Source organism: Paenibacillus sp. FSL E2-0151 (genome assembly GCF_037993015.1).
Lineage (GTDB): Bacteria > Bacillota > Bacilli > Paenibacillales > Paenibacillaceae > Paenibacillus > Paenibacillus amylolyticus.
In genome coordinates, this window is the sequence record NZ_CP150308.1 from 2199412 (window position 1) to 2223432 (window position 24021).

Sequence of the window (24021 nt, forward strand, 5' to 3'; positions counted from 1 at the left end):
GAACGATTCCAATTACATATACAATATCCCAATCCGAAAGGAACATTGGACATGAATAAAGAGAAGGTATTGCTCAAACCGGAAGCGATGATTTTTGACATGGATGGTACGCTGTTCCAGACAGAGACCCTGTTGTTGCCAGCTTACCAGCAACTATTTGATACATTGCGTGCCGAAGGGCACTTTGAAGGAGAAACTCCACCCGAGGAACGGATGCTGGGAAGTTTGGGCATGTTGCTCGAAGATATATGGAAAGTGGTTATGCCTGAGGCGTCGGAAGCGGCACATCGCCGTGCAGACGAACTGTTGCTTCAACTGGAGATTGAGGGGCTTGATCAAGGAAGTTCTCAATTGTATCCTGGGGTGAAAGAAACACTGCAATCATTAAAACAACAAGGAGTGCGTCTTTTTGTCGCAAGTAACGGGCTGGAGGACTATGTGAAGGGTGTGGCGTTTGCACACGAGATTATGCCTTTCTTTGAAGGGGTATACAGTGCAGGCCAGTACAAGACTCCTTCCAAGATTAATCTGGTGCAGATCCTGCTTGAGAAACATCGTATTCAGGACGCATGGATGGTAGGGGATCGCTCTTCTGATGTGGAAGCGGGTAAAATGAACGGTCAGGCGGTCATCGGCTGTGCCTATGCCGGGTTTGGTCGTGATGAGGAGCTTGCAGGCTCAGATGTGCTCATCTCTGATTTTACAGAACTGCTGCGTCTGTATGATGAAGCAGAGTAGCCTCTACGCCGTATACGTATCCTGAGATTTAAGATTACGAACCACATGATATGAACCTGTAGACTCAACGGAAATTCGTTGAATACAGGTTTTTTTGTATGATCATGCAGTCACATTCTCCCCTGTAGAAAGTTGATTTCCCTATCCCGCTTTCCTCCATATTCCCTCTATACTTCATTCAAAAGCTATAGGGGGTCCGATTCTGGTGAAACCATCCAAAATACATGCCTATATGTTCATCTTTCCAAGTCTTTTTTTAACTGTTGTATTCGGGATCTATCCGCTGTTATGGGCGCTGCGTTACATGTTCTATGATTATCAAGGCATCGGGACGCCTGTCTTCATCGGACTTGATAATTTTGGACGAATTTTGCGTGACGGCCAATTCTGGGATTCAGTAGGCAACACGGGTGTGTATGCCCTGGGCAAACTCGTCGTTACGATTCCACTGTCGTTAACTTTGGCGATTATTCTGAATCGCAAATGGAGAGGGCGATCCCTCTTTAGGGCGATCTATTATCTTCCCACTATTTTTAGCGCTTCGGTCATGGCGATTGTATTTTTTATTATTTTCAACTCCTATAACGGAATATTGAACCAATTACTGCTTAAGTATCATGTGATCTCCGAACCGATCGGCTGGCTGGGAGCTGAGCATGCTATGCTGACGACCATTATCATTGCCATCTGGGGTGCTGTGGGGAACTATATGTTGTTGTTCATTGCCGGTCTCCAGAGCATTCCCGAAGAGCTCTACGAGGCGGCATCACTGGATGGAGCCAGTGAGTTTCAGAAGCTGCGTAATGTGACGATTCCTTTGCTTGGTCCTGTTCTGCAGATGATTATCATGCTGGCGATTACCACGGCGCTGAAAGGTTACGAGAGTATTATGGTGCTGACCGAAGGGGGGCCGTATGGCAAAACAGAGGTGATGTATCTGTATTTGTTCAAACTGTTGTTTCCCGTGTCGGCTGACACACAATCACTCCAGCAGCTCGGTTATGGCAGTGCAGTCGGTTTCACAACGGCTCTCATCGTAGGGGCTGTGACGCTCATTTACTTCCGTATATCCAAAAAGCTCAATGATGTCTATTAATCCCTATCAGGAGGAAACGATGATGACTCAAAACGTGCTTGCGCCCTCAGGGTCTCCCCAACTCATTCGCTGGACCAAACGAACGGTACTTTGGTTGTTTTTGATCGCTATCGCTCTGCTGTCGTTGTTCCCCATCATACTTGTATTGCTCGGTTCCTTCAAAACAAACCAGGAATTGACCGGAGGAGCTACCATCTGGCCGAAGATTTGGCAGTTCTCCAACTATGCTCAGGCTTGGAAAACCGCCAATTTTTCGGGTTTTACCATTAACAGCGTGTTTGTTAGCATCAGTACAACAGTTGGCACACTGCTGGTAGCTTCGATGTCAGCCTACGCTGTGGATCGAGTGAATTTCAAAGGGAAAAAGGGGTACACCTTGCTCATGGCATCTACTCTGTTTATTTCCATAGGCGCGGTTGTGCTGCGTCCGCAATTTGACCTCATGGTCAAGCTGGGGCTGAATACCACGTTGTGGGGCGTTATTATTATATTGATCAGCGCACACGCTGCCACATACTTTATTCTGATTGGTTTCTTCAAGAGCATCCCGCGCGAACTGGATGAAGCGGCGATGATTGATGGCTGTAATTTCTTCACCACCTACTGGCGAATTATTCTTCCGCTCCTGCGGCCTGGACTCGCCGTTGCAGGTCTGGGTGTATTCCAGAGTTCATGGAATGAATATATTCTTCCTTTTGTGTTCACCATGAGCAATCCGGACTTGCAGACTTTGCCGGTTGGGCTGGCTAATCTGCGATATGGCATCGGAGCTGCGGCTGAGGTCCAACTGATGATGGCCGGAGCCTGTCTGTCCATTTTGCCACTGCTCATCGTTTATATTTTTGCCAACAAATCATTCATGCAGGTGACCTTGGGAGCTGTGAAAGGATAGGCGTGAGCACAATCATGGAAACGGTTTTACGGGTTATTCCACTGTGCTATACTCATTTTAATTCACAGCGGACGGGCCAAGCCGTGTTCAAGGAGCGAGCGCCGATGATATTCAACTTTTATAAAATGTCCCTGAAAAAAAGAATACAGCTGCTGTACATTTTTCTCGTTGTCTTGTGCATCAGTGTGACCGGGATATGCTCTTATCTCTTTGCTGCACGAAGCATTGAGCAGAATGCACTTGAACTGAAACAAAGCATTCTGAACAAATCGGTGCAGGTTATGGATGAACATCTGAGGCACATTGTTGTATCCTCTTTTTCTTTTATGCTCAATGAAACGTTCACCCAGGTCATGAAGGACGTGGGAAAAAATAACACATCTCATTATTATCAGAATCTCTCGCTGCTGCAAACATCGTTTGCTCAATTGAAGCTCGTAGAGCCACTGATTGATACCGCATATCTGACCACACCCATCGGTGATTTTTTCTCGACCAAAGATTTTCCGAATCACAATAACTCATTCAACAAGGAATACGGACGCTACGTGAAGCTGCAAGGCTGGAATACGATGTGGTTTGGTTCACATCAGAGTCAGTTATTCCAGTCCCAAGGAAATGTGTTATCTCTGTTGCTCAAACCCATTGTGATCGATAATCATACCTATTCGAATGTATACATGGTCGTCAATATGAAGGAAGAGGCGATGCGAGACATTCTGACGCAGGATCTCATGAATAACCAGATTCAACTGTTTTTGCTGCACAAAAACGGAAATGAAGTCATTCGGCCCAGGTCCCGAAATTACGATTTCATTATGGAGCCTGACTTTACCCAACAGTTTAGTCGTGGCGATGCTGGGGATTTTACCTACAGGAACGATCAGGGGGAGGACATGCTTGTTAACTATTCGGCATTGTCGATGAACGAGGATTGGGTCATGGTAAGTGTACAGTCCAAGGCTGACTTGTTGTCCCCCCTACAAAAGATACGCTGGCTGATCATCCTGATCATGTTGTTTTGCATTTTGCTCGCACTCGGGTTGTCCAAGCTGCTGGCCTCCGCTCTGTTGAAGCCACTGAACAAACTGCGACGCTTGATGGTTGAGGTGGAGTCCAATGATCTGGATGTGCGGTTTCGCAGCAAGTATGACGATGAAGTTAGCGCTGTAGGGCATCGTTTCAATCGGATGTTGGACCAGATTCAGATTCTGTTTGAAGAAGTACGGACAACGGAGCAAGACAAACGGCGGTTTGAAGTCAAGGCGCTTCAGGCGCAGGTTGATCCTCATTTCCTCTACAATACCCTTAATACGATGTTCTGGAAGAGTGAGAGCGGAGAGAAGAAGGATGTAAGTGAGATGATCGTCTCCTTATCCTTATTATTCCGTCTGGGACTGAATGATGGGAAAGACATCACCAGTGTGGATCAGGAGATCAAACATGTCGAACAATACATGCAGCTTCAGCAAAAATGTTACGAGGATCTGTTCGTTTATCGGATTGAGGTGGGGGACCCCTCTTGTTACGCTGTTGATATTTTAAAAATATTGCTTCAGCCCTTGGTGGAGAATTCCATCCTGCATGGATTCAAGGACAAAGAAGATTTGGGCGTTATCCTGATCCGCATTGATCGTCAGGGTGACACACTACGGCTGGAGGTGGCTGACAATGGATGTGGGATGGATGTAGCCAGTATCTATGCTGAGGATGTTCCTGACGGGGGACGCAAAGGTTATGCCCTATCCAATCTCCATGGCAGATTAAGCCTGCACTATGGGGATGTGGCCTCAATTGTATTTCATAGCAGTACAGATGTGGGAACAACGGTTGTTATCACGATTCCGATCACCTGAGGAGGGGCAGTATGGGCCAATTGACGATGTGTGTTATGGATGATATCCAGGCAGTTGTAAAGGGCATATCTTCAACTATTCCGTGGGAAGATCATCAGGTTCGGATTGTAGGCACGGCGAGTAATGGAGAGCGCGGTTGGTCCTTGTTGCTGGAGCAGCAACCCGACATCGTGATTAGTGATATCAGGATGCCCAAGTTGAGCGGGCTGGAGCTAATGAAGCGGGCATTGGATGCCGGACTGCGAGCCAGATTTATTTTCATCAGTGGTTATTCGGATTTTCAATATGCACAGGAAGCCATCAAGATGGGTGCATCCGATTATTTACTCAAACCGTTTACCCCTGAAGAAATACTCGGTGCGGTGTTGAAGGTAAGACAGGTGATTAAGGAAGAACAGGCACAGTGCAAACAGTTGGAACAGTTGGAGCAGAAGGTGGAGAGCAGCAGCCAGTACGAGCGTCACAGCTATCTACTGGGCTTGTTGCGTCATGAAGTCGGGGGATTCCTGAATGAAAGTCGCTGGAACGAGCTGCATATTGATCTCGATTCCTCCAATCTTATCGTCATGGTTATCGAGGTGGATGGTTATACGCGATATGGATACACGATGCATCTGGATGCCGAAATCGTTCCTTTTGCGGTTCAAAATATTGTTGGAGAAACCATAAATCGTTATACCAAAGGCGTTGTTTTACGGGAAAACCGATACCGGCTTGCAGCTATATTGAACACAACAAGCCAGATCGACGTCTCCGAGCTACTGGAGCAATGCCGCCAAAATGTGGAGCGATTCAGCAAAAAAACAGTCTCGATTGGTGTGGGTACGATTGCCCGCAGACCACAGGAGATCTGGACGTCCTACGCACATGCAGATCAGGCGATATCCTATCGTTTTTACAGTGAAGGAAATTGCATCCTCCAGTATACTGAACTGGAAAATCAGGCCTGTGTGGCTCCGATATATCCTCTGGAGAAGGAGAAAGAGCTCTTTTATGCACTGAAATGTGGTAATGAGAGCACCTGTCACCGCATCATTGATGAAATTCTCGAAGAATGGCAGGTTTCCGAAGGTTTTCCCGAGCCACTCACGATGATTCGTTTGCTGTCTGGACTTGCTTTTGCCATCTACCGTGCCTTTTGTGATGAGATTACAGCAGAGGAACGCTTGCGTCTGGAGGCCGACCTGACAGTGCTTGAGGCGATGCGCTCCTTGACGTTTGAGGGCTGGAGGGGATATATCAAACATTTTAGCAGTATGGGTTGCGAGATTATGGACAAAAAACGACTCACCGATGTCAAACAGGCGATTAGCAAGGCGCAGGAATATATCAGTTTGAATCTTGCAGAAAATCTGACGCTGCATGCCTGTGCCCAATCCGTACATTTAAGTCCGAGTTACTTTGCCAATGCCTTCAAAAAGGAAACGGGCATAACGCTGATTCAATATATTACTAAGATGAGGATGGAAAAGGCCAAAGAATTGCTGGTTGCAGGTGTACAGGTGCAAGAGATCTGCCAGAGGCTGGGTTATGAGGACAGGCCGTATTTCAGCGGTTTGTTCAAGAAATATTGCGGCATGACGCCAACCTGCTTCAGGCAAATGTATGAGAATTGAAACCGATACGGATCGTCATTTTTCCCACCATGCAAAGTCAGAATGTCCCTCACCTCCATGAAAGCGTAGCGATTATCATTACGTTAACGGATAACCAAACGGGTTGTCCAGACAAGCATAAGGGGGCATATCAATGGTTAAAAAGTGGATGGTGACTACGCTAAGTGCATTGCTGGCGCTAAGTTTGGCAGGTTGTTCTGCTGACAGTGGTACTTCGGCAAATAGCGAATCGGGGACCAGCGGGGAGAATGCCGGAGGGAAAACCAAAATCATATATTGGACACCGGACCGCCATGATGCTGATTTTATGAAATCCAAGATCGATGAGTTCAACCGGACGAACAAGGACAACATTGAAGTGGAGATGACCGTGATGGGGGACAACTATCCACAGGCGGTCGATATTGCTTTTGCCAGCAAGCAGGCACCCGATGTGCTGCAAGTTAATGATTTTCAGACGTATTATCAGAAGGGGTATCTCGCCCCGATCGATGGATACATGAGTGATGAGATGAAGGCCGTGTTTAAAGACAGCTTGATTGAAAATAAAAACACGATTGATGGAAAAATATATTCCCTCCCCAATACAGGGCAGGTCTGGCGGCTTGTGTATAACAAAGATATTTTCAAAAAGGCAGGGATCGAGAGTCCGCCAAAAACGTTGGCTGAGATGGTAGCGGATGCCAAAAAAATTACCGAAGTTGGTAAAAGTGAAGGCATCTATGGCTTTGCCAGCCCATTCAAGAGCAGCAGCGGCTTCTGGAGAGCAGCCAATACGATTGCAGGTGCAAGCAATAATGTTGGTATTGATGGTTACAACTACAAGACTGGTCAATTTGATTTTGGGATGTACAAGGATATCGCAATGGCGCTTCGTCAGATGAATCAGGATGGCAGCATGCTGCCAGGGGTTGAAAGTCTGGACATCGATCCACTCAGAGCCCAGTTTGCTCAAGGCAAAATCGGAATGTACATTAACCACTCCGGTGAACCAGGTGTATATAAAGATCAGTTTCCTACAAAAGAAAATTGGGCAGCCGCTCCTGTACCAACTAATGATGGAACGATCAAGGGCGCTTCACAAGTCATCGGGGGCTCCTACATCGGCATCAATGCAGATTCTGCCAACAAGGAAGCGGCATGGAAGTTTATGGCGTATGTGTACAGCACAGATCTTCAGAGTGAGTATTACGAAAAAGGATACGGAATCTCACTGATTCCTGCTGTACTAAGCTCTGACAAAAAACCAAGCATTCCGGGCATTGAAGGTTTCCTGCCCAAACGATATGATGCCATTTTCCCGGCAAATCCAAGTGTGGTGACCGAGAGTTCACTGGAAGGCACCAAATGGGGTGAGGCTTTTTCAATCTTTGTATTCACGGGTGGCGATCTCGATGCTGTGATCAAGGATCTGGATACAAGGTATAATGCAGCTCTGGAGAAAACCAAAGCGGCAGGGCTGACCAACATAACTGCTGATCCTTCGTTTGATTCTTCCAAACTTCAGGGTAAATTGTCCACAGAAGACTAATAAACGTTCATAGCGGCCGTGGTTTAACTACTTCGGTCGCTTATTCACAAGGAAAGGGGAAAAGCAAAATGATTATTAATCATGCGTCTATCGATGCACATATCGTGAACGAAACGAGTTCCCGCAAGATCTTGGGTATGGGCGGTACATTAATGATGGTGGAGGTTACCTTTGCTAAAGGTGGTATTGGAGAAGTTCACTCCCATGATGCGCACGAGCAGGTCAGTTATATCGTCAAAGGTAGCTTTGAGGTTCAGGTCGGTGAAGAAACTCGCATCTTAAAAGCAGGGGACAGCTTTTATGCCGGTTTTAACGTCCCGCATGGGGTTAAGGCACTGGAGGACTCCGTCATTCTGGATGTGTTTACCCCGTTCCGTCAGGATTTTCTTGAGGCGTCCCAATGAGCGATTTTTACCTTTCGGCAACGGACCTGCAACGGGCTGCCCAATATTATGAAAAACATTTTCCGGAAGAAGCCCGAAATTCGCTCACGATTGCCAATCGTGCCATCCTGAATGAATTTATCGTTCCTTATACCAACGATCTGAATCGCTGGATTCCGATGGGGACACCCTTGGACTGGCTTCACAACCCGACCAATGATCTGGAGTTCACATGGGGCATCAATCGACACTGGCATATGCTCGATCTGGGCAAGGCGTATCTGATGAAGGGCAATCCGCTATATGTAACAGCATTTATTGACCACTTCCGTAGCTGGAGACAGCAAAACCCGGTACCTGTAAATCTGGTTTACGACGAGGCTGTGTTCTTTCAAAAACCCGGTCCGTGGCGCCTGCTGGAGACGGGACTACGTGTGCAGTCCTGGATATCGGCATATAAATATATGGAAGCGAGTTCACTGATAGACGAAGGCTTTCAGGCGGAGTTTCGACAAGGTCTGGACGAGCACGCCGAGTTTTTGACCCGTTACCTCGGCAGCACGGAAATCAATCATGCCATTATGCATATGCAAGGGTTGTTCATGATCGCTACGTTCTACCACCAGCACCCGCGAAGTCCATACTGGCGTCAAGTGGCGATGGAACGTCTTGAGCTGTGTTTGCTGCATCAGTTGGGTGAAGAGGGAATACAGGTTGAACTGACAACACATTACCACAATGCCAGCATCGAAATGTTTGGCACCCCTTATCGGTTGGGCGAGATATCAGGACATCCTTTCTCGGCATGGTATGCCCGCTGTCTACGCCAAATGGCCGCATTTACTGAGGCGCTGATCCGACCAGATCATCAGTCTACCGGTATTGGTGATTCGGATTGGGTTGGCGATGGACGACAACGACTGACCCTGCTTGGAGCAATCCTGGACGATGATGATTTGATGGCTCGCGGAACGGATAGCTCGGAGTGTCTCTGGTTGCTGGGTGTAGAAAAATATGAGCGATGCCTCAGACTACAGGCTTCTTCTTCTCCGGTGTTGTCGAGCCGAGCCTTTCCGCAGACAGGATATTATGTCATGAGGGACAAGTATCAATATCTTTTTTTTGATGCGGCTGCCATGGGCGGAGCACACGGACATGCGGATGCGCTGAATGTGGAGTGGATGTGGAAGAACCAGCTTTTCTTCACGGACACCGGACGTTATACGTATGAAGAAGGGAAATGGCGTCGGTATTTCAAAAGTACGCGGGCACACAATACCGTCACGGTGGATGGTCTGGATCAGACACCTTATCTCTCCACACAGCAATGGGGTGAACCGGAGGCTCAGGCCACAACGTTACGTTGGGAGAGCAATGACACCTATCACTTCATTGATGCTTCACAGGATGGATATACACATTTGCCAGATCCAGTTACACATCGTCGGTGGATGCTGGCAGGGGTGGAGATCCCTATACTATTAATTGTGGATTGGCTGGAGGCAGAAGCAGAGCATACTCTGGAGCAACGTTTTCACCTGCATCCGCAAGCGGATATTGCGTTGAGAATGAATGAAGCTGGAGAAATGACGGCGGATATGAGCTATGAGGCATCTTCCATAACGCTGACGATGCAATGGGTTACGGCAGGCATCGGGAAGGGAGCCTTCGCGTTGACGGAGCAGCCCGGCTGGGTATCTGAGGTGTATGGTTCCAAGTCGGAAACATCGGTCATCCAGGGCAAGACTGATTTCTCGGGTAAAGTGGGTATTCTGACGTTGTGCCTCCCCGCGGATCATACAGACCAGGTTACACGTGTAACCACATGCCAACTGGAACCTGACCTGATGAGATTGGCATTATCTTATGTGCAAGGTGAGGAAAAAGGGTATATTGTGATTGACAACGACACGCTGCAATGGTCGAAAGAACAGAAATAAAAACAGTGAAGCAGGAGCAGATGCTCGCACTTGGCGAACATAGACTCCTGCTTTTTCTTCACTCACTTGGCTTTATTTTTTCTTTTTACTCTGGGTGATTTTTGCGTAACGGGCTTGGGACTGGCTGGCTTTCTGGCCGTTCCGGGAGGTCTGTTGCGATATACCCATAAGGCATACTCCAGCGGCTGAGTGATGGCTTTATAATAGATATCCCGCTCCCCGATGCGAGCGAATACTTCACGTGCAGGTTTGGGGTTAACTTCAAGCAGGTAGATACGCCCGCTTCTGTCAATCGCCAAATCCAGTGCCAACTCACATAGGTCCCCATACGTATCTTCCAGAAACGAAGCAACATCAATGCCGAATTTCTCTGCAGTTGTGTTAATTTCTGCCCGGAGGTCGTCATCTTCGATCCATTGCTTCATGAGTCGGTCCATCGCTATTGCCTGACCGCCGCCATGCAGATTGGAGGTCACGCTTTTTTCTGCACCCATGCGTCCGGCACATCCAGTAAGCTCCCATTGTCCTTCTCCGTTCTTCTGAACGAGCATGCGATAATCATGCACACGTCCATTCGGAAGCTGAAGTTGAATGCCCTTTTGTACAAGATACTTGTCTTTCATGTTCCAGTGCTGGAGCAACGCGCCAAGTCGTGATAAATGAACTTTACGTGGAGTGATGATACGACGCTTCTGATCCCGCCCTTGAACAAGCACTGTATTAGCCTCGCTACTGCTGCGTTCAATGCGCAGAATACCACGTCCGCCTGTTCCATTAATGGGTTTGAGATAGACCAGAGAAGAAACTTTAAGCATCCGGTTTACATCGGACATATCCTGAAATAGAGCGGTTTCCGGCAGGTGTTCACGAAAGTTGGCTTTTTGCAAAAGGGTCTGGTGGATGGTCCATTTATTGCGCAGTGGCCTGTTCAGAAAGAGCAGATGCCCATATTTCTCACGAAAAGCAAGCAATTGCTGGAACCTTCGGTTACGCTGAATCCGGCAACGATCAAAGATCAGGTCCGGGAATGATCGCCACTCCCTGGACCAGCCTTTTCCTTCATGAAAAACCATGGCTTCAATTTGTTTGCCGCCGGGGTGTACGTCGGCTGGTGTGAATACATAGATATCGAGTCCCCGCTTGCGCCCTTCAAGAATCATTCTGCGATAAACGCTTCGTTCTTCAAGAGCGCGATGTTCATTTAAGTACAACGTCATAATGCCCAGAACAGGTGAGGACACAAACAATCACCTTCTTTTTGCAGTATTCCTGTCTATCATCGTTTGGACTGACGGGCAAGATAAGCGCTGTAGTGAAATATACGTTCCAATGACCGCCGTCTGATCTGTGGTTCATCAAACTTCATGGGCTTTGCATTGGCTTCGAAGAACCAGAGTTCCCCCAGGTCATCAATGCCCAGATCCATGGACATTTCTCCGAGCGTGTAACCTGATCCCCGTTCTACCTGTCTTGCGATCATTAATGAAGTGGATTTCACACGTTTCATCAGGGTTGTTGACATTTCTTCGCCAAAAAGCTCGGTCAGCAGCTTCTCAGGGTCTTCTACGCTCCCGCCGCGCGGCACATGAGTTGTAATGCTACGGGAGCCAGCAAGTCTCGCTCCTACACCGGTTACGCTCCATTGGCCCTTGGTGTTCTTTTGTACAAGAACACGCAAATCGAAGGGGCGTTTACGAGAGGATGCCAGTTCAATGCCTTGTTGCATGATATAGGGCGTATGTCCGGTTTCTTTGCGAATTCGTGCCCATAACTTGGCAAGTGTAGATGCTTTATAGGTCGTGCTTCTACGTGTGGTTTGTATTTTGAGACGATAGGGAAGCCGTTCTTTTTCCTGAAATTTAAGCATCATGATTCCTTTACCAGCTTTGCCGCTCTCGGGCTTAAGGTACAGATAGGGATACGTCCGTAGAACGGCACCCAGAGAAGAAGCACTTCGCATCCGCCGAGTATAAGGGATCAGTTGCTGAGTCGATTTGGATTTCCTGAGCCATTCGAACAGATCCCATTTGTTGAAAAAGAATGGGTTATACAGTTCGATTCCTGATTGCATGCATTCGTCAATTTTACGCTGCACGGAAGGTTTTCCTTCGTCTTCCCGGTTGGGAATACGATTGTACAGAACATGGGGAAGGGGGAAAGGTTGTGAAACCCACTTTCCACTCCCCTTGTTGTACGTATATCCTTTCACGGTGGGGCCACTCACGTTCAGATCCCGTACAGTTACAATGTACACCACGTATCCCATGCTCTCGCCTGTCTGTAAGATATCCTGAAAATTTTGATGATTTCCCCTGAACATACGCTGTTTATCATGCATGGTCAAAACAGCAATGACAGGTTTGAAATCATCATGAAGGGTCATCAAATCTCTTCCTTCTTCCGGAACTTGCTCAAATACAGGCAGTGTTCCAAGATGTGCTCCACCGACGATTTGCCCTCCACCCGGAGTGAAGGGTGACGGAAAATGGAGCGCCCGGGTTTGGCGTTCGCTTCGAACATCCATACATGTTCCTCCTGATCAATGCCCAGATCAAAGCCAATCTCACCAATCAGATGCTGGTGCTGGGTTTCAATCGCCTGGGCCAGTGTAATAGCGACGGATTTGGCATGCTGAAGAACTTCTCCCGCACGATCGCCGAAGTTGCGACTGAGCGCCTGCTCAGGAGTCATTAGGGAGCCGCCATTTTTGATGTGTGTTGTGACGCTGCCACGTCCTGCCTTTTTGGCTCCAATTCCGACAACAACCCATTGATTGTTACCATTTTTGTGCATGTGAAAACGGAAATCAATTGGACATTCATCAATCTCAATTAGACGTATTCCCTGCTGAACTACATATCCGCGTAGCTGTTTGCCATGTCTTCCCTGAAGCATGCGCATCAGACTGTTGAAGGACCCAAAACGCAGGAGTGCATTACCGCCTTTTTTGCGATAACGTGCGAAATATCCACGTTTGGGCGAATAAGTCAGGCGGTAGATCCCGTTCCCCAGACTTCCTGCAGTAGGCTTATAGTAGACGAACTGATGGCGTTCCAACATTTCCTTCATCTGTTCAACGGAAGGATTGGTAATCGATTCAGGGATATACCGTCCTGCTGCCGGCTCGTTCTCCAGCAACGTATAGATATCCGATTTGTTGAAGAAGCTCCAGTTGAAGAACGGAATTTTTCGGCGAACAAATCGTTCCCGCAGCTGGTTGATTGCTGGTGAGAAGTCTGAACGACGGCTTGGTAACCGGTTGTAGACAACATCGGGCAGAGGTACCGTTCTGCGGGTAAAGCTTCCGTTATCATTCAGGAAAAAACCGGATACCGTCTCATTCTGCCAATTGATATCCCGAGGAGTAAATGCGTAAATGTAGGATTTACGGCTGCCTTCACGGAGTAACTGTTTGATGAAACCAGTACGGGAACCGAATGGATTCGTGCTCGTCGCAGGCCCATCAGAGAGTACGCCGATCAGTGGACCTAACTGGACCTCATCATTTTGCAAATTCCGGAGATAAATACTGCCCCGTTTGGGAACGTTCATCATATTACGGATACCTGAAGCGAGATACAGATGTTTACCTGCTTTTTTGATTGGTTTGATCGTTGCAGGTACCCGGTCACGCCCGAAGCGAAGGTGCACCGTTTTTTTGCCGGACAGGTTGAGGCTCTTCATTAAAGCGTTGGATACATAAACCACTTTATCCGGTTGCTTGGTGAAATGCAGATTGCAAAAGGTCAAACTCATGATTTATCCTCCTATCCTGAAAAGATCCTTGGGCTCCATGGCAAGCGGGCGCTGCGGGCCTCAGCCGCCGTGAATCGGGATGGGTTTCAGGCCAGCTTTGCTGGATGTATTCGGCAATTTCATTGGACGAAAGACGTCCGTGAGAACATGTTGTTGCAACAGATAACGGGCATAGGCAAGCGGCCGGGTATAAGTCAGGGTATGCATGCGTCGGTCGCCCGCTTCTGCAAATGAGGTGCGGCCTGGTTTGGAGTTGACTTCAATTAGCCAGAGTTGGCCCTCTGCATCTGCTCCGAAATCAAGCCCCAATTCGGCTAACCTGCCGAAACGGCTTTCCAGCAGGGTGGGGATAAGAGTAGCAGTCTGCCGGATGCTCTTCAGCAGAGTTTCCGTGCGGATCGTTCCATATCGCTGGAGCAGATATGCGTGGGCAGGATATGCTTTACCCCCACCGTGAAGATTGGACGTGAGTGAACCTTCGGGTCCTTCCCGTACCATACATCCGGTAAGCGTCCAGCGACCTTGCCCATTCTTTTGCATTAGAGCCCGTATGTCGAATGCTCTTCCATGATGGCTAAGCTCCAGATATGGCTGCACGATCATCTTACGTTCAGCCTGATGTAATGCTAGCCAGGAAGATACAGCCTGGGTATGGTTGAATGTAAGAAAAAAGGTTTCATTGTCCTCGTTACGGCCCTCCACGATCCATGTTGATGGAGTCGTTCCCCGAGACAGGCGAAAGGTATTTTTGCCATGAGTCCCGGATACCGGTTTGAAGAACAGTCCTTTGGGCCAACGGTCCAGCCATGTTTCCCAAGGAATATGCGATCCGATCCGGGTTGTGGGAGCAAGTTGTGACCTCAATTCAGGATTTCGGGACAACACACGATGTACCTCCCATTTTCCTGGAAGGGAAGCAGACCAATAACGGTGTTGATCTGTGCCGTTGGTTGGTATCCATTCCTTAAGCTGTTGTCTGACGTACCTGGAGATAGGGCGAAGACAACGATCCATAATGAGATCGACTGCAGGAACAGGTACCGAATTCCACTTCCCTTGATGATAGACATATCCCCATTGAAGAGGGAGATGGACTGCATCATTCGATATCGGGATCACAATAATCTGAAGGGCGTATTTCATGCTCCCCAAACTGAGACGACGGCAGAAAAGTTCATCCGTAAAGGGAGGTGAGCCTTCGGTTGCACGTACCAGAATGGCCAGTGTCTTGGTCTGAGATGTTGGAAACATTACGCTGCACCTCTCCTCTATCAGATTTGTTTCCAATAGGGAATAACTTTTCAAAAACCCGCCAGGTACGTAGAATATTCGAGCATGGCTTTGACGGAAGGGCGGATCTTGCTCTCACTCAGTGGTGTATTATCATTCTTGGATGGTTTGGAGTTGACTTCGAGCAGCCATACGCGCCCAGTGGTGTCCAAGGCCAGATCAATACCAAGTTCACCAAAATGAGCAGGGATGGCACTCTCGATTCCTTTAGCGATATCCAGTGCTGCGGTATGCAATCCTGCATACGCGGAAGCTTTGGCTGATCCAGACAACTGTGTTTTGGCAACAGCATCCTTGACGGTGCTGAGACTTCCACCCCGTGCCAGATTGGATACGTAGTGACTCCCGCCCGCAATCCGGGCGACGATGGAGGTTACACTCCATTTACCTGTACGGTTTTTTTGCACGAGCGCACGGAAATCCACGGGTCTGCCACTGTTGTCAATGAGAGTCAGCCCTTGTTGGATCTGATAACGCGTTGTTTTCATTTTCCCAGACATACTGGCATACAGTTTATCCAGAGAAGTATACGTTTGTTTCCGGGTCCCCCCGACGCCAGTCGCCAGAGTCAGGAAGCTTCCGTCAATCTGACGTGAGACCCGGATGATCCCTTTGCCCAAAGAACCGCGGACGGGCTTCAGAAATACAACCGGATGTCGGTTGCACATCGTCTTGAGCATGGCAGACGTCTTGAGCAAATGAGACTCGGGAAGAACTCGTTTAAGCGTTGAAATGGACTTGAGTGCGTCAAACACTTCGTTTTTGTCCAGAAACTTTTCATTGAAGGTTTGCGTGCCGTAGAGCGATTTTACTTCTTTCATAAAATGCTGTACGCTAGGTTTGTTCTCAAGCTTGCGGGACGTTAGCCGGTTATTGACGACGTCTGCTACAGGCAGAACAGTCTTTTTCCAGCCGTCATCATACACCCAGCCTTTCATATAACCCGTTACCGCTCCAATATCCTCCGGTGTGAAAAAGGATACATAGGCGCCTTGCTTACGGCAGGCGTTCACCAGTTCTTGACAGAACATCGTGATGGAGCCAAAGGGCCGATCGGGCTGATCGGGATAGTCCTGGCTAACCAGTACACTGATGTAGGGTCCAAGGCGAAGCGTACGGCTGGCTGAACGATAGGATACCCTCAGGACCGAACGTGGAACGAGACCGGTCTTGCTGGCAACTGTCTGATTGATGCGCAGCCCGTCATACCTTGGTACCGGAATAACAGTGACTTCGCGGCGGAAAGAGCCAAATTGCAACTGAAGCGGCCTTCCTGAAGGGATTTTAAGCGCCTTAAGCACCCCTTCGCCCAGCATGATGACGTCGTCCTGCAGGATGCCCGAGCCGGTAACCTGAATCGTTACTTTTTTAGTGGACATCACGGATCTCCTTCCGGGCGGCAACTTGATGTCTGATCTCGAAGTTGAACGGCATCTGAACATGGCATGTGCTTCATCATATGAGGACATATAACCCTTGGTGATTGACCCATATGGATTAAATGCATTTGATTTCGAGGCAGGTTATGGATGGCCTGTTTCAGAGCGCCCTTGTTTGACAGGAGAGAAAAGCGTGTATTAACACGGATGAACAAACCAATCTGAGGAGGAATAATAGTGAACATTTATGACAAAGCCAATGATTTGGCCAAAGCACTGAGAGAAAGCAGCGAGGTGGAAGAGATTACTTCCGCGATGAAGCTGATTGAAGCTGATCCGGATGCAAAAGCAATGCTGGATAACTTCCGTGATCAACAAATGGAATTGCAACAACGTATGATGAGCGGGGATATGCCAGCTCCGGATGAGATGGAGAAAATGGAGAAACTGTTTGAAGTACTGAGTTTGAATCTGAATATCCGTCGCTTGTTTGATGCGGAGCGTCGCCTCAGTGTCATCATTGAAGACGTGAATAAAATTATTGCTGACAGCCTGGGTCATCTGTACGGTGGCGCTGAAGCGTAAAAAGGTAATTCAAAAAGTCCACTTTTGATTACGAAGGATGCCTAGCTTCATTCCATCTTCTCGGTACTTAAAACTGATCTTTTTGAACACGTACTAAACGCTTGTCTTGTTTTTTTACCTGAACCTTTCATATTAGCTCCTTATCGTTCATAGACTAGACATATAGAGTCGATCAAGAACGAAGGAGCTGTGAATGGTGAAGAGGTTGAAAAAAGCAAAACATGTAATCTATCTGCTTATTGCGTTGTCGATGCTGGTCATTGCACTGCCGCGGATTTCCTTTGCTGGAGGAATGGACTGGGTTAATATTTTTGGCATCGTATGGGTGCTGTTCTCCTTATTAATCGTTGGTGCACATCTGCATTTTATTCTCGGTGTGGATGAAGAGAAGAAGCGTGCACTGGAAGCCGTTCGCCGGGCGAAGCTGCGGCAGTGGGAGATGAAACTGCTGGACAAGCAGGAGCGGAGCGAGTCTGTATAAGGTACAGTATGAGATCCAACATGGAAGACCGGAATCCCTTGGTACAAAGGGGCCCCGGTCTTTTTTGGTACATACAGAATTAGAGGTTAATGGAATGATTAAATTCAGATGGCGAACTTGCCTGTGAGAATGGGTAGGGGTGGGGTTATTTTCCTAAAGCCGTGTTATAATAGATACAGTATAGTACAGATGCATCTTCGGGGGTGGTACAGTTGGACGGACAGGAAGAGAACGTCACGAAGCATGAACAGTTACTTCAACATATTGAACAACTGAAGGTTGGCAGCAAAATATCAGTACGTGGACTCGCGCGGGAGCTGGGTGTAAGTGAAGGGACAGCGTATCGTGCGGTGAAAGAGGCGGAGAACTTCGGGCTGGTCGTGACCAAGGAACGAATTGGAACGGTGCGGATCGAGAAGAGACCTCGGGGCATGTCAGAACAGTTGACCTTTGCTGATGTTGTGACCATTGTGGAGGGCCATGTGCTGGGGGGGAACGAAGGTCTCGCCAAACCGCTACACAAGTATGTGATTGGCGCGATGAAGGAACAGGCAATGGCCCGTTATATTGACGCTGGGAGTCTGCTGATTGTGGGTAACCGTGAAGATGCTCACTCGCTTGCCCTCGAACAGGGAGCGGGCGTGTTGATTACGGGTGGTTTCGGGACAAGTCGTGAAGTAAGAATTATGGCTGACGAGCTTGGGCTACCAATTATTTCATCCAGACATGATACATTCACGGTGGCTTCGATGATTAACCGTGCGATCTTCGACCGGCTGATTAAGAAAAAAATTATGCTTGTTGAGGATATCATTGGTCAGAAACCTCGCTTGCAGGTGCTGAAGGTGACCAGTTCAGCCGCAGATTTTCATATGTTGGTTTCAGAGACGGGTGAACATCGCTTCCCGGTCGTGGATGAATGGAACCGGGTCATCGGGATTGTGAGTCTGAAGGATGTCAGTGAGCTGAAAGAAGATCAAAGTATTGAGAAATGTGTGATACGCCGCCCGATTACGGCCTCATTGCAGACATCTCTTGCTTCTGCTGCCCAGATTATGACCTGGGAAGGTATCGATTTTCTGCCAATCGTGGATCGGAATCGCAAACTGATTGCGTCCGTCACACGCAAGGAAGTACTTCAGGCCATGCGGGATGCACAGAAGCAGCCACAACTGGGAGAGACGTTTGATCATCTGATCTGGAACGGGTTTGCCGAGGAGCGCGGTGAACAGAACGAACTGTTATTTCACGGATTCATCATTCCTCAGATGGCAACGGATCTGGGTACGATCTCCGAAGGTGTTCTGTTGAATGTGATGACCCAGGCTGGCCGGCGGGCAGCGTGGGATGTTACAGGGAACGACCACGTGGTGGATAATGTAACAACTTATTTTGTTCGACCAGTACAGATTGAGGATCAGATCCTGGTTCGACCGTTAATTCTGGAAACCAGTCGTCGAACGTGCAAAATGGACATTGTGGTTACCCGTGAAGGCAGTGTGGTATGCAAAGCGGTAATGACATTGCAGTCGATTGACCATGCCTAGCAGGGTACGTTGCCTCGGGCATAGACAACAAAGAGAGTACTCCCTGATCAAGAAGCTCTGCCGGGTTGCGCTGTCGCGCGGTTCTGGCTTCGCTTAATGAAGGGGAAGTACTCTCTTTTTGCAGACACAACGATATAGCTTCAACGAATCATGCAGATTGTCCGGAGGTTGTACCTGATCCGTTACTGGACCGTTGTTGAAGCCGTGCATAATAACTGCGGTTACGTATTCCGGCAAATACATTGTACGCACCCATAATCAGAAATAGCGCTTCCACAATCACAGATAAAGTGGAGCCCGTGAAGACAAACATCAGGATCAGGGCAAGAACAACAAGCATGCCACCCATCCAGATATTTGTCCACGAACGGTACAGACCGGCGCTGGTAGCATCCGAACTTCTGTGTGAACGAATACTGTTCAACGCTGCAAAAACCATGGCAACAGCAAAGATGGCGATTAGAGCATATTTGAGTACATCAATGAACACAAAGACGCAGCTCCTTTTCTGGAAAGCATTTACTGCCCTTATTGTACCATGCAGAGATGCAGACAAGGGCAGTTTTTTGCTGTTACGCAGGAACGTGCATGCGAATCTGTACCCAAACTTGCAGTACCCCTTCCATAACCAGCATCGTTTTGACCTGAACGGTGTACTCCTTTTCCCTGACCGAGTACACTTTCTGATTCAGCATGATTCGCGTCATTTTGCTATATTCATCGATGTTGAATACATCTCTGCCCCGAAGTACCTCAAGTTCGTCTCCGAGCTTCTGTAACATCACTTTCAGAGAAGCCTCGTCTGGCCCCTTATCCGATTCTTCTGCACGGACTTTGATTTCCTTGATAACGGTTTGGCGTTTACTGTATTTTTTCAGCGTTTTGATATCCTCCTCATTCTGATGCAGCTGAAGCTGCAGCTCCTGATTGTTCAGCCACAACGCATTGTAACTCAGGTGAAATACACCGTTGTAGACGACACATCCAGCGATCATTCCCAGAACAAACACAGCGGTCATTCGCATCAGCGGGCGGTAACGAGAAAATGGCGGAACTCTCATGAACGCTGTTCCTGTCTCATATTAGCTCCGGCCTCCGCCGCACACCCATTTCACTAGCTCGGTTCCCATATGCGCGCCCATAAAAGCAGAGATCAGATACAGGATTTGTTTGACCGCCGGAGACAGGTTACCATCCAGAAAATTGCTCTCGATGACACGCATGGGATCTATTGTGCCGCCGACAGCGGCTGCGAGTGCCCATATCTTTATTTTTCCAGAAATATCGAGCATCGTCTGTGTCGGAGGCTGAAGAGAGATCACGGCTCCAATACCTCCGATCATCGCGCCGCCCAGCACGATTCCAAACGCAATAAAGAAATCAAGAATGGCTTTGGACAAAAATGTGCTCACTGGCAACACCCCTTTCAGACCTAGCAGCACACCTCCTGTCTTCGGTCTGTCACAGGGGGAGCGGCTTGTACTTCTATTGTATGGGCGTGCCCCCAAACGTTATGATAGAATGTCGATAAAAATGTATCGAGCGATTAAAGTTACTCACAGTCTGGCAGGGGAGATAAAGATATGAACTTGGAGACGAAATACGGATTGTTATTCAGAGACTGGACCATGGTGCTGAAAGATGCCGTGCAGGTCAGCTTGCTCGCAGGGGAAAAGTATAACTTCGGCACAGGTGTAGCTGTGAGGTCTGCTGCCGTATCTGGCGTGGAGTTGGTTCTTGGAGTTAGCGGCGATGGAGAGGTTGAACTGGAAGAGGGCATCCAATCCATTCGTCCCCATGACTTGCTTTTAATCGAAAAAGGGCAGTCGCCCTTTATGGTCAACCGGGGTTCAACTCCACTGGTCTGTTATATCATTCAATGTCATAGGGTTCGGCTGACGCAGGAGCTGGCACCCACGGAAGACCCATGGGACAAGCAGAATGATGAGGACGATCACGAGCTTGAGCCAAGCAGCTTCGTTGCTCTTCAACATGCTGCTGTGGAGGATATTAAGAAGATCGTGGAGGCATTTCAACATACTGACTTGCATGATCCAATGTGGTGTCATCTTCTTTTTCAACAATGGATATGTAAATTGGTCGAGCATATAAGAAGGGAAGCTGAACCCGAAGTTCACTCGCAACAGCCCGATCAGGCTGTACAAAGAACGATTGACTACCTAGATGAACATTACGACGAACCTGTCACGGTCCAGCAACTGGCGCAGATGGCTAATGTCAGCCGCAAATGGTACACCGTAAGGTTCAGGGAAATCACGAATCAAAATCCAAGTGATTATATCACCGAATTACGTATGAAACGGGCCAAGGAGTTATTGAATCTTACTGGAGACAGTGTCTATGAGATTGCCCGTAAGGTCGGTTATGAAGATGAGCATTATTTCAGCCGAAGATTCAAGCAAAAAGTAGGACGTTCCCCCCGTCTGTATCTGCATAATCGTCGATATTTAGGAACCACGATGACTGCACCTGAGCTGTTATATACACTTGGGATGACTCCAATAGCTGCCCAAGCGCCGTTTTGTGAATTTCCGCATTACCTGAAAGAATCGTTTAAGCAAGTTCGCAAGTGGGAGAGAAGTCATGTACTCAACCTGGAAGAGATTCGGAGGATGAAACCCGATCTGATCATTGCGTCCGCATGGCAGGACAGCATGAATTATGAGCAACTTAACCGAATTGCAACAACGGTGCTTCTGCCTGAGCGCAGCAACTGGAGAGAGGAACTAAGAGATCTGGGAGAATTATTAGGAAAAAGCAAACAGGCGCTGCAAGTGATCAGCAATTTTGATGAGGGGCTGTACCAGGCAAGAGAACAGTTACAGACGCTTATTCCTGATGAGACTATCGTCTACATTCGTCTGACCCGTGAGGGAATAACGCTTTATGGGGAACAGTCTTCAAGGGGGAGTATGCTGTATCGGGAGCTGGATTTGAACATGCCCAAGGCATCTCTTTTTTCTGGGGAGGGAACGCTGGTTGCCGTTGAACATCTCGCTGAAATTCAGCCTGATCATATTCTGCTTCAGATGGAGGATGGGGTAGATGCCCGGCTTCATCTTTATGATCACCCGATGTGGGATCGGCTTCTGGCTGTGCAGAATCATCGGGTGTATGTGCTTAGCAATACGGAGTGGTATAATTTCTCGTTTTCCCCACTTGCCACTCAATATGCCATTCATGAGATGTTAGATCTTTTGAAGAGGAAGAGACTGATAAGACGTATGACCTGAACTTGCCGACTTCGCAAAAATCCAAATCGGGACGCCCAAATATCCATTCATTAATATCTGGGTGTGTATATAATGAGAATGAGAATCGTTATTATTTAAACACCGAAGGGGATAAACAGATGAAACATTCGAACAAATGGTTTGGATTAGGAATGATCCTTACCTTGCTACTGGCTACAGCTTGCGCGGGGACGAATGGAGAGAAGGCGGAACCCAATGCGGGAACCGAACCTCAGACACAAGCACAGCGCGTGGTTGCGACTTCGGTGACATATCCTGATTTTTTGTATGTTCTTGGTGTGACTCCTGTGGCTGCAGAGAACTATCATTCGGATTATCCGGATTATTTGGAAGGCAAATTCGACAGCGTGCCTAAGTTAGGTAATGGTTCCAACATGGAGGGCATTCTCGCAACCGATCCGGATATCATTATCGCGCCGAAATGGCGGGATGAGAAATTATATGACCAGTACGCCAAGATTGCCAAAACAGTTCTTCTTCCCGATAGGGACAATTGGCGGGATGAATTGAAGGATATGGGTGAGGCACTGGGCAAGCAGAAGGAAGCGGAGCAGGCTATACAGGATTATGATAAGAAAATTGCGACTGCTCGCGATGAGCTAAAAGCTCTTGTAGGAGACGAGACGTTTATTTACTTAAGAATCATGCCCAAAGAAAGCTATGTTATGGGTGAACTGTCCAACAGAGGTATGGTGATTCATAAAGAGCTTGGATTGAAAACGGTAGCAGCCTATCCTAAAAATGAAGGGAGTGTGCCGGTCTCGCTGGAACTGCTTACCGAATATCAGGCTGATCACATCATTCTCCAAATTGACGGTGGCGATGACAACACGGATGCCCAGAAATTATACGATGAAATGAAAGAAAGTAACATCTGGAAAGGAATGAAGGCAGTCAAGGAAGATCAGGTATATCTGGTTGGGGACAAGGAGTGGATGAACTTTGGGTACTCATCCGTCGCTACTTTGAATGCAGTCGAGGATATTGTTTCTGTAATTAGGGAGAGAAATCACTAAGATGAAGAATACACAATCTAATTCGGTGGAGCGCGTTATTCGTGAGCGAAGAACAGTACGGTCATTCAGCAACAGACCCGTATCTGAGGATAAGCTGCTTGAATTGCTTGAGGCTGCGGTGTGGGCTCCGTATCATTCCAAACAAGAACCATGGCGCTTTATCGTTTTTATGAACGAGGGTCGCAAAATGTTCAGCAATGCTGTGCTATCGACATATACACCACAAGAACTCGAACAGTTTGGGCAGAGTGCAGCGAAGGACTATTGTGAAGACACGCCAGTGCATGTGTGCGTTGTGGTTCGACAGGGTACGGATCGTTGGAAAAATGAAGAGGCTTTGCTCGCAGCTGCTGGGCTGATTCAGAATTTGCAATTGCTCGCCTGGGAAGAACGCATCGGACTGGTATGGAAAACAAACGAATACAACCGGGAGGATACGTTTGCCGCGAAAATAGGCCTGAATTCCGGCGAACGGTTGGTGGGGACACTTCATCTTGGGTACCTTCGAGAAGATGCTGTTTCACGACCTGTAAGCAGAAAACCGGCAGAGCAACTCATTACCTGGATTCGTCATGAAGAGGGATAAGAAGGTCACACAGACTTGTAAAAAGAGATGTACAGATATTATGATATATCTGTT

22 protein-coding genes are annotated in these 24021 nt (G+C 48.0%); 14 read left to right on the forward strand and 8 right to left on the reverse strand.

Annotation, left to right across the window (positions count from 1 at the left end; genetic code table 11):
• Positions 1–51: 51 nt before the first annotated feature.
• The 8 genes from MHI55_RS10255 (at position 52) to MHI55_RS10290 (ending at position 10052) form a co-directional block, all read left to right on the forward strand.
• Entirely contained in the window at positions 52–738 is a 687-nt protein-coding gene (locus MHI55_RS10255; RefSeq protein WP_076252725.1) for an HAD hydrolase-like protein, read from the forward strand.
• Positions 739–943: 205 nt separating this feature from the next.
• Complete coding sequence (locus MHI55_RS10260; protein ID WP_017689516.1) at positions 944–1834, forward strand: sugar ABC transporter permease; 891 nt, start codon at positions 944–946, stop codon at positions 1832–1834.
• Between the two features lie 22 nt (positions 1835–1856).
• On the forward strand, positions 1857–2726 hold the full coding sequence (locus tag MHI55_RS10265) for a carbohydrate ABC transporter permease (RefSeq protein WP_051447142.1): 870 nt from the start codon (positions 1857–1859) through the stop codon (positions 2724–2726).
• A gap of 104 nt (positions 2727–2830) precedes the next feature.
• Positions 2831–4582: a sensor histidine kinase gene (locus tag MHI55_RS10270; protein WP_076252330.1), complete on the forward strand. Its 1752-nt coding sequence runs from the start codon at positions 2831–2833 to the stop codon at positions 4580–4582.
• Between the two features lie 11 nt (positions 4583–4593).
• The gene (locus tag MHI55_RS10275) at positions 4594–6198 is read left to right on the forward strand and encodes a helix-turn-helix domain-containing protein (protein ID WP_076252327.1); all 1605 of its coding nucleotides are present in this window, start codon (positions 4594–4596) and stop codon (positions 6196–6198) included.
• A 133-nt stretch (positions 6199–6331) separates the two neighbouring features.
• Positions 6332–7729, forward strand: coding sequence for a sugar ABC transporter substrate-binding protein (locus MHI55_RS10280; protein ID WP_076252325.1), 1398 nt, complete (start codon positions 6332–6334; stop codon positions 7727–7729).
• A gap of 68 nt (positions 7730–7797) precedes the next feature.
• Positions 7798–8133, forward strand: a complete 336-nt coding sequence (locus MHI55_RS10285; protein WP_036669940.1) for a cupin domain-containing protein — start codon at positions 7798–7800, stop codon at positions 8131–8133.
• Positions 8130–10052, forward strand: a complete 1923-nt coding sequence (locus MHI55_RS10290; RefSeq protein ID WP_076252323.1) for an alginate lyase family protein — start codon at positions 8130–8132, stop codon at positions 10050–10052. The genes MHI55_RS10285 and MHI55_RS10290 overlap by 4 nt, the downstream gene beginning before the upstream one ends.
• 62 nt (positions 10053–10114) lie before the next feature.
• On the opposite strand, the gene MHI55_RS10295 is transcribed toward MHI55_RS10290, so the two are convergent.
• Genes MHI55_RS10295 through MHI55_RS10315 form a run of 5 tightly spaced genes read right to left on the reverse strand, consistent with a single transcriptional unit; the run spans position 10115 to position 16477 of the window.
• Positions 10115–11293 carry a YheC/YheD family protein gene (locus MHI55_RS10295; RefSeq protein WP_143781262.1) on the reverse strand — a complete coding sequence of 393 codons (1179 nt, stop codon included), beginning with the start codon at positions 11291–11293 and terminating at the stop codon, positions 10115–10117.
• Positions 11294–11328: 35 nt separating this feature from the next.
• A complete protein-coding gene (locus tag MHI55_RS10300; RefSeq protein ID WP_036609870.1) occupies positions 11329–12435 on the reverse strand; it encodes a YheC/YheD family protein in 1107 nt (368 codons plus the stop codon).
• Complete coding sequence (locus MHI55_RS10305) at positions 12435–13808, reverse strand: YheC/YheD family protein (protein WP_036609869.1); 1374 nt, start codon at positions 13806–13808, stop codon at positions 12435–12437. The genes MHI55_RS10300 and MHI55_RS10305 overlap by 1 nt, the downstream gene beginning before the upstream one ends.
• Positions 13809–13868: 60 nt before the next feature.
• Positions 13869–15059: a YheC/YheD family protein gene (locus MHI55_RS10310; RefSeq protein WP_076252321.1), complete on the reverse strand. Its 1191-nt coding sequence runs from the start codon at positions 15057–15059 to the stop codon at positions 13869–13871.
• Between the two features lie 50 nt (positions 15060–15109).
• Positions 15110–16477, reverse strand: a complete 1368-nt coding sequence (locus MHI55_RS10315; protein ID WP_036609865.1) for a YheC/YheD family protein — start codon at positions 16475–16477, stop codon at positions 15110–15112.
• A 237-nt stretch (positions 16478–16714) separates the two neighbouring features.
• Between MHI55_RS10315 and MHI55_RS10320 the strand changes: the two genes are divergently transcribed.
• From MHI55_RS10320 to MHI55_RS10330, 3 genes are all read left to right on the forward strand, one after another.
• On the forward strand, positions 16715–17062 hold the full coding sequence (locus MHI55_RS10320; protein ID WP_036609862.1) for a YlbF family regulator: 348 nt from the start codon (positions 16715–16717) through the stop codon (positions 17060–17062).
• A gap of 196 nt (positions 17063–17258) precedes the next feature.
• Positions 17259–17543, forward strand: a complete 285-nt coding sequence (locus MHI55_RS10325) for a hypothetical protein (protein ID WP_085981456.1) — start codon at positions 17259–17261, stop codon at positions 17541–17543.
• A 212-nt stretch (positions 17544–17755) separates the two neighbouring features.
• On the forward strand, positions 17756–19090 hold the full coding sequence (locus tag MHI55_RS10330; RefSeq protein ID WP_036609860.1) for a DRTGG domain-containing protein: 1335 nt from the start codon (positions 17756–17758) through the stop codon (positions 19088–19090).
• A 148-nt stretch (positions 19091–19238) separates the two neighbouring features.
• Here the strand turns inward: MHI55_RS10330 and MHI55_RS10335 are convergent, their stop codons facing one another.
• From MHI55_RS10335 to MHI55_RS10345, 3 genes are all read right to left on the reverse strand, one after another.
• Positions 19239–19580 carry a YtpI family protein gene (locus tag MHI55_RS10335; protein ID WP_036669948.1) on the reverse strand — a complete coding sequence of 114 codons (342 nt, stop codon included), beginning with the start codon at positions 19578–19580 and terminating at the stop codon, positions 19239–19241.
• Between the two features lie 82 nt (positions 19581–19662).
• Positions 19663–20151, reverse strand: coding sequence for a hypothetical protein (locus tag MHI55_RS10340; protein ID WP_036609856.1), 489 nt, complete (start codon positions 20149–20151; stop codon positions 19663–19665).
• Between the two features lie 21 nt (positions 20152–20172).
• Entirely contained in the window at positions 20173–20502 is a 330-nt protein-coding gene (locus MHI55_RS10345; protein ID WP_026081169.1) for a YtrH family sporulation protein, read from the reverse strand.
• A gap of 171 nt (positions 20503–20673) precedes the next feature.
• Between MHI55_RS10345 and MHI55_RS10350 the strand changes: the two genes are divergently transcribed.
• From MHI55_RS10350 to MHI55_RS10360, 3 genes are all read left to right on the forward strand, one after another.
• Positions 20674–22344 carry an ABC transporter substrate-binding protein gene (locus tag MHI55_RS10350; RefSeq protein WP_076252319.1) on the forward strand — a complete coding sequence of 557 codons (1671 nt, stop codon included), beginning with the start codon at positions 20674–20676 and terminating at the stop codon, positions 22342–22344.
• A 119-nt stretch (positions 22345–22463) separates the two neighbouring features.
• Complete coding sequence (locus MHI55_RS10355) at positions 22464–23381, forward strand: ABC transporter substrate-binding protein (RefSeq protein WP_076252317.1); 918 nt, start codon at positions 22464–22466, stop codon at positions 23379–23381.
• A gap of 1 nt (position 23382) precedes the next feature.
• Complete coding sequence (locus MHI55_RS10360) at positions 23383–23967, forward strand: nitroreductase (protein ID WP_076252315.1); 585 nt, start codon at positions 23383–23385, stop codon at positions 23965–23967.
• Positions 23968–24021 lie beyond the last annotated feature (54 nt).

Bases quoted from the DNA above. Each gene is read 5' to 3' on its own strand.
- MHI55_RS10255 (WP_076252725.1), top strand. From the start codon at position 52: ATGAATAAAGAGAAGGTATTGCTCAAACCGGAAGCGATGATTTTTGAC.
- MHI55_RS10285 (WP_036669940.1), top strand. From the start codon at position 7,798: ATGATTATTAATCATGCGTCTATCGATGCACATATCGTGAACGAAACG.
- MHI55_RS10270 (WP_076252330.1), top strand. From the start codon at position 2,831: ATGATATTCAACTTTTATAAAATGTCCCTGAAAAAAAGAATACAGCTG.
- MHI55_RS10355 (WP_076252317.1), top strand. From the start codon at position 22,464: ATGAAACATTCGAACAAATGGTTTGGATTAGGAATGATCCTTACCTTG.
- MHI55_RS10315 (WP_036609865.1), bottom strand. From the start codon at position 16,477: ATGTCCACTAAAAAAGTAACGATTCAGGTTACCGGCTCGGGCATCCTG.
- MHI55_RS10305 (WP_036609869.1), bottom strand. From the start codon at position 13,808: ATGAGTTTGACCTTTTGCAATCTGCATTTCACCAAGCAACCGGATAAA.
- MHI55_RS10360 (WP_076252315.1), top strand. From the start codon at position 23,383: ATGAAGAATACACAATCTAATTCGGTGGAGCGCGTTATTCGTGAGCGA.
- MHI55_RS10275 (WP_076252327.1), top strand. From the start codon at position 4,594: ATGGGCCAATTGACGATGTGTGTTATGGATGATATCCAGGCAGTTGTA.
- MHI55_RS10350 (WP_076252319.1), top strand. From the start codon at position 20,674: ATGAACTTGGAGACGAAATACGGATTGTTATTCAGAGACTGGACCATG.
- MHI55_RS10290 (WP_076252323.1), top strand. From the start codon at position 8,130: ATGAGCGATTTTTACCTTTCGGCAACGGACCTGCAACGGGCTGCCCAA.
- MHI55_RS10300 (WP_036609870.1), bottom strand. From the start codon at position 12,435: ATGACCCTTCATGATGATTTCAAACCTGTCATTGCTGTTTTGACCATG.
- MHI55_RS10310 (WP_076252321.1), bottom strand. From the start codon at position 15,059: ATGTTTCCAACATCTCAGACCAAGACACTGGCCATTCTGGTACGTGCA.
- MHI55_RS10280 (WP_076252325.1), top strand. From the start codon at position 6,332: ATGGTTAAAAAGTGGATGGTGACTACGCTAAGTGCATTGCTGGCGCTA.
- MHI55_RS10340 (WP_036609856.1), bottom strand. From the start codon at position 20,151: ATGAGAGTTCCGCCATTTTCTCGTTACCGCCCGCTGATGCGAATGACC.
- MHI55_RS10265 (WP_051447142.1), top strand. From the start codon at position 1,857: ATGACTCAAAACGTGCTTGCGCCCTCAGGGTCTCCCCAACTCATTCGC.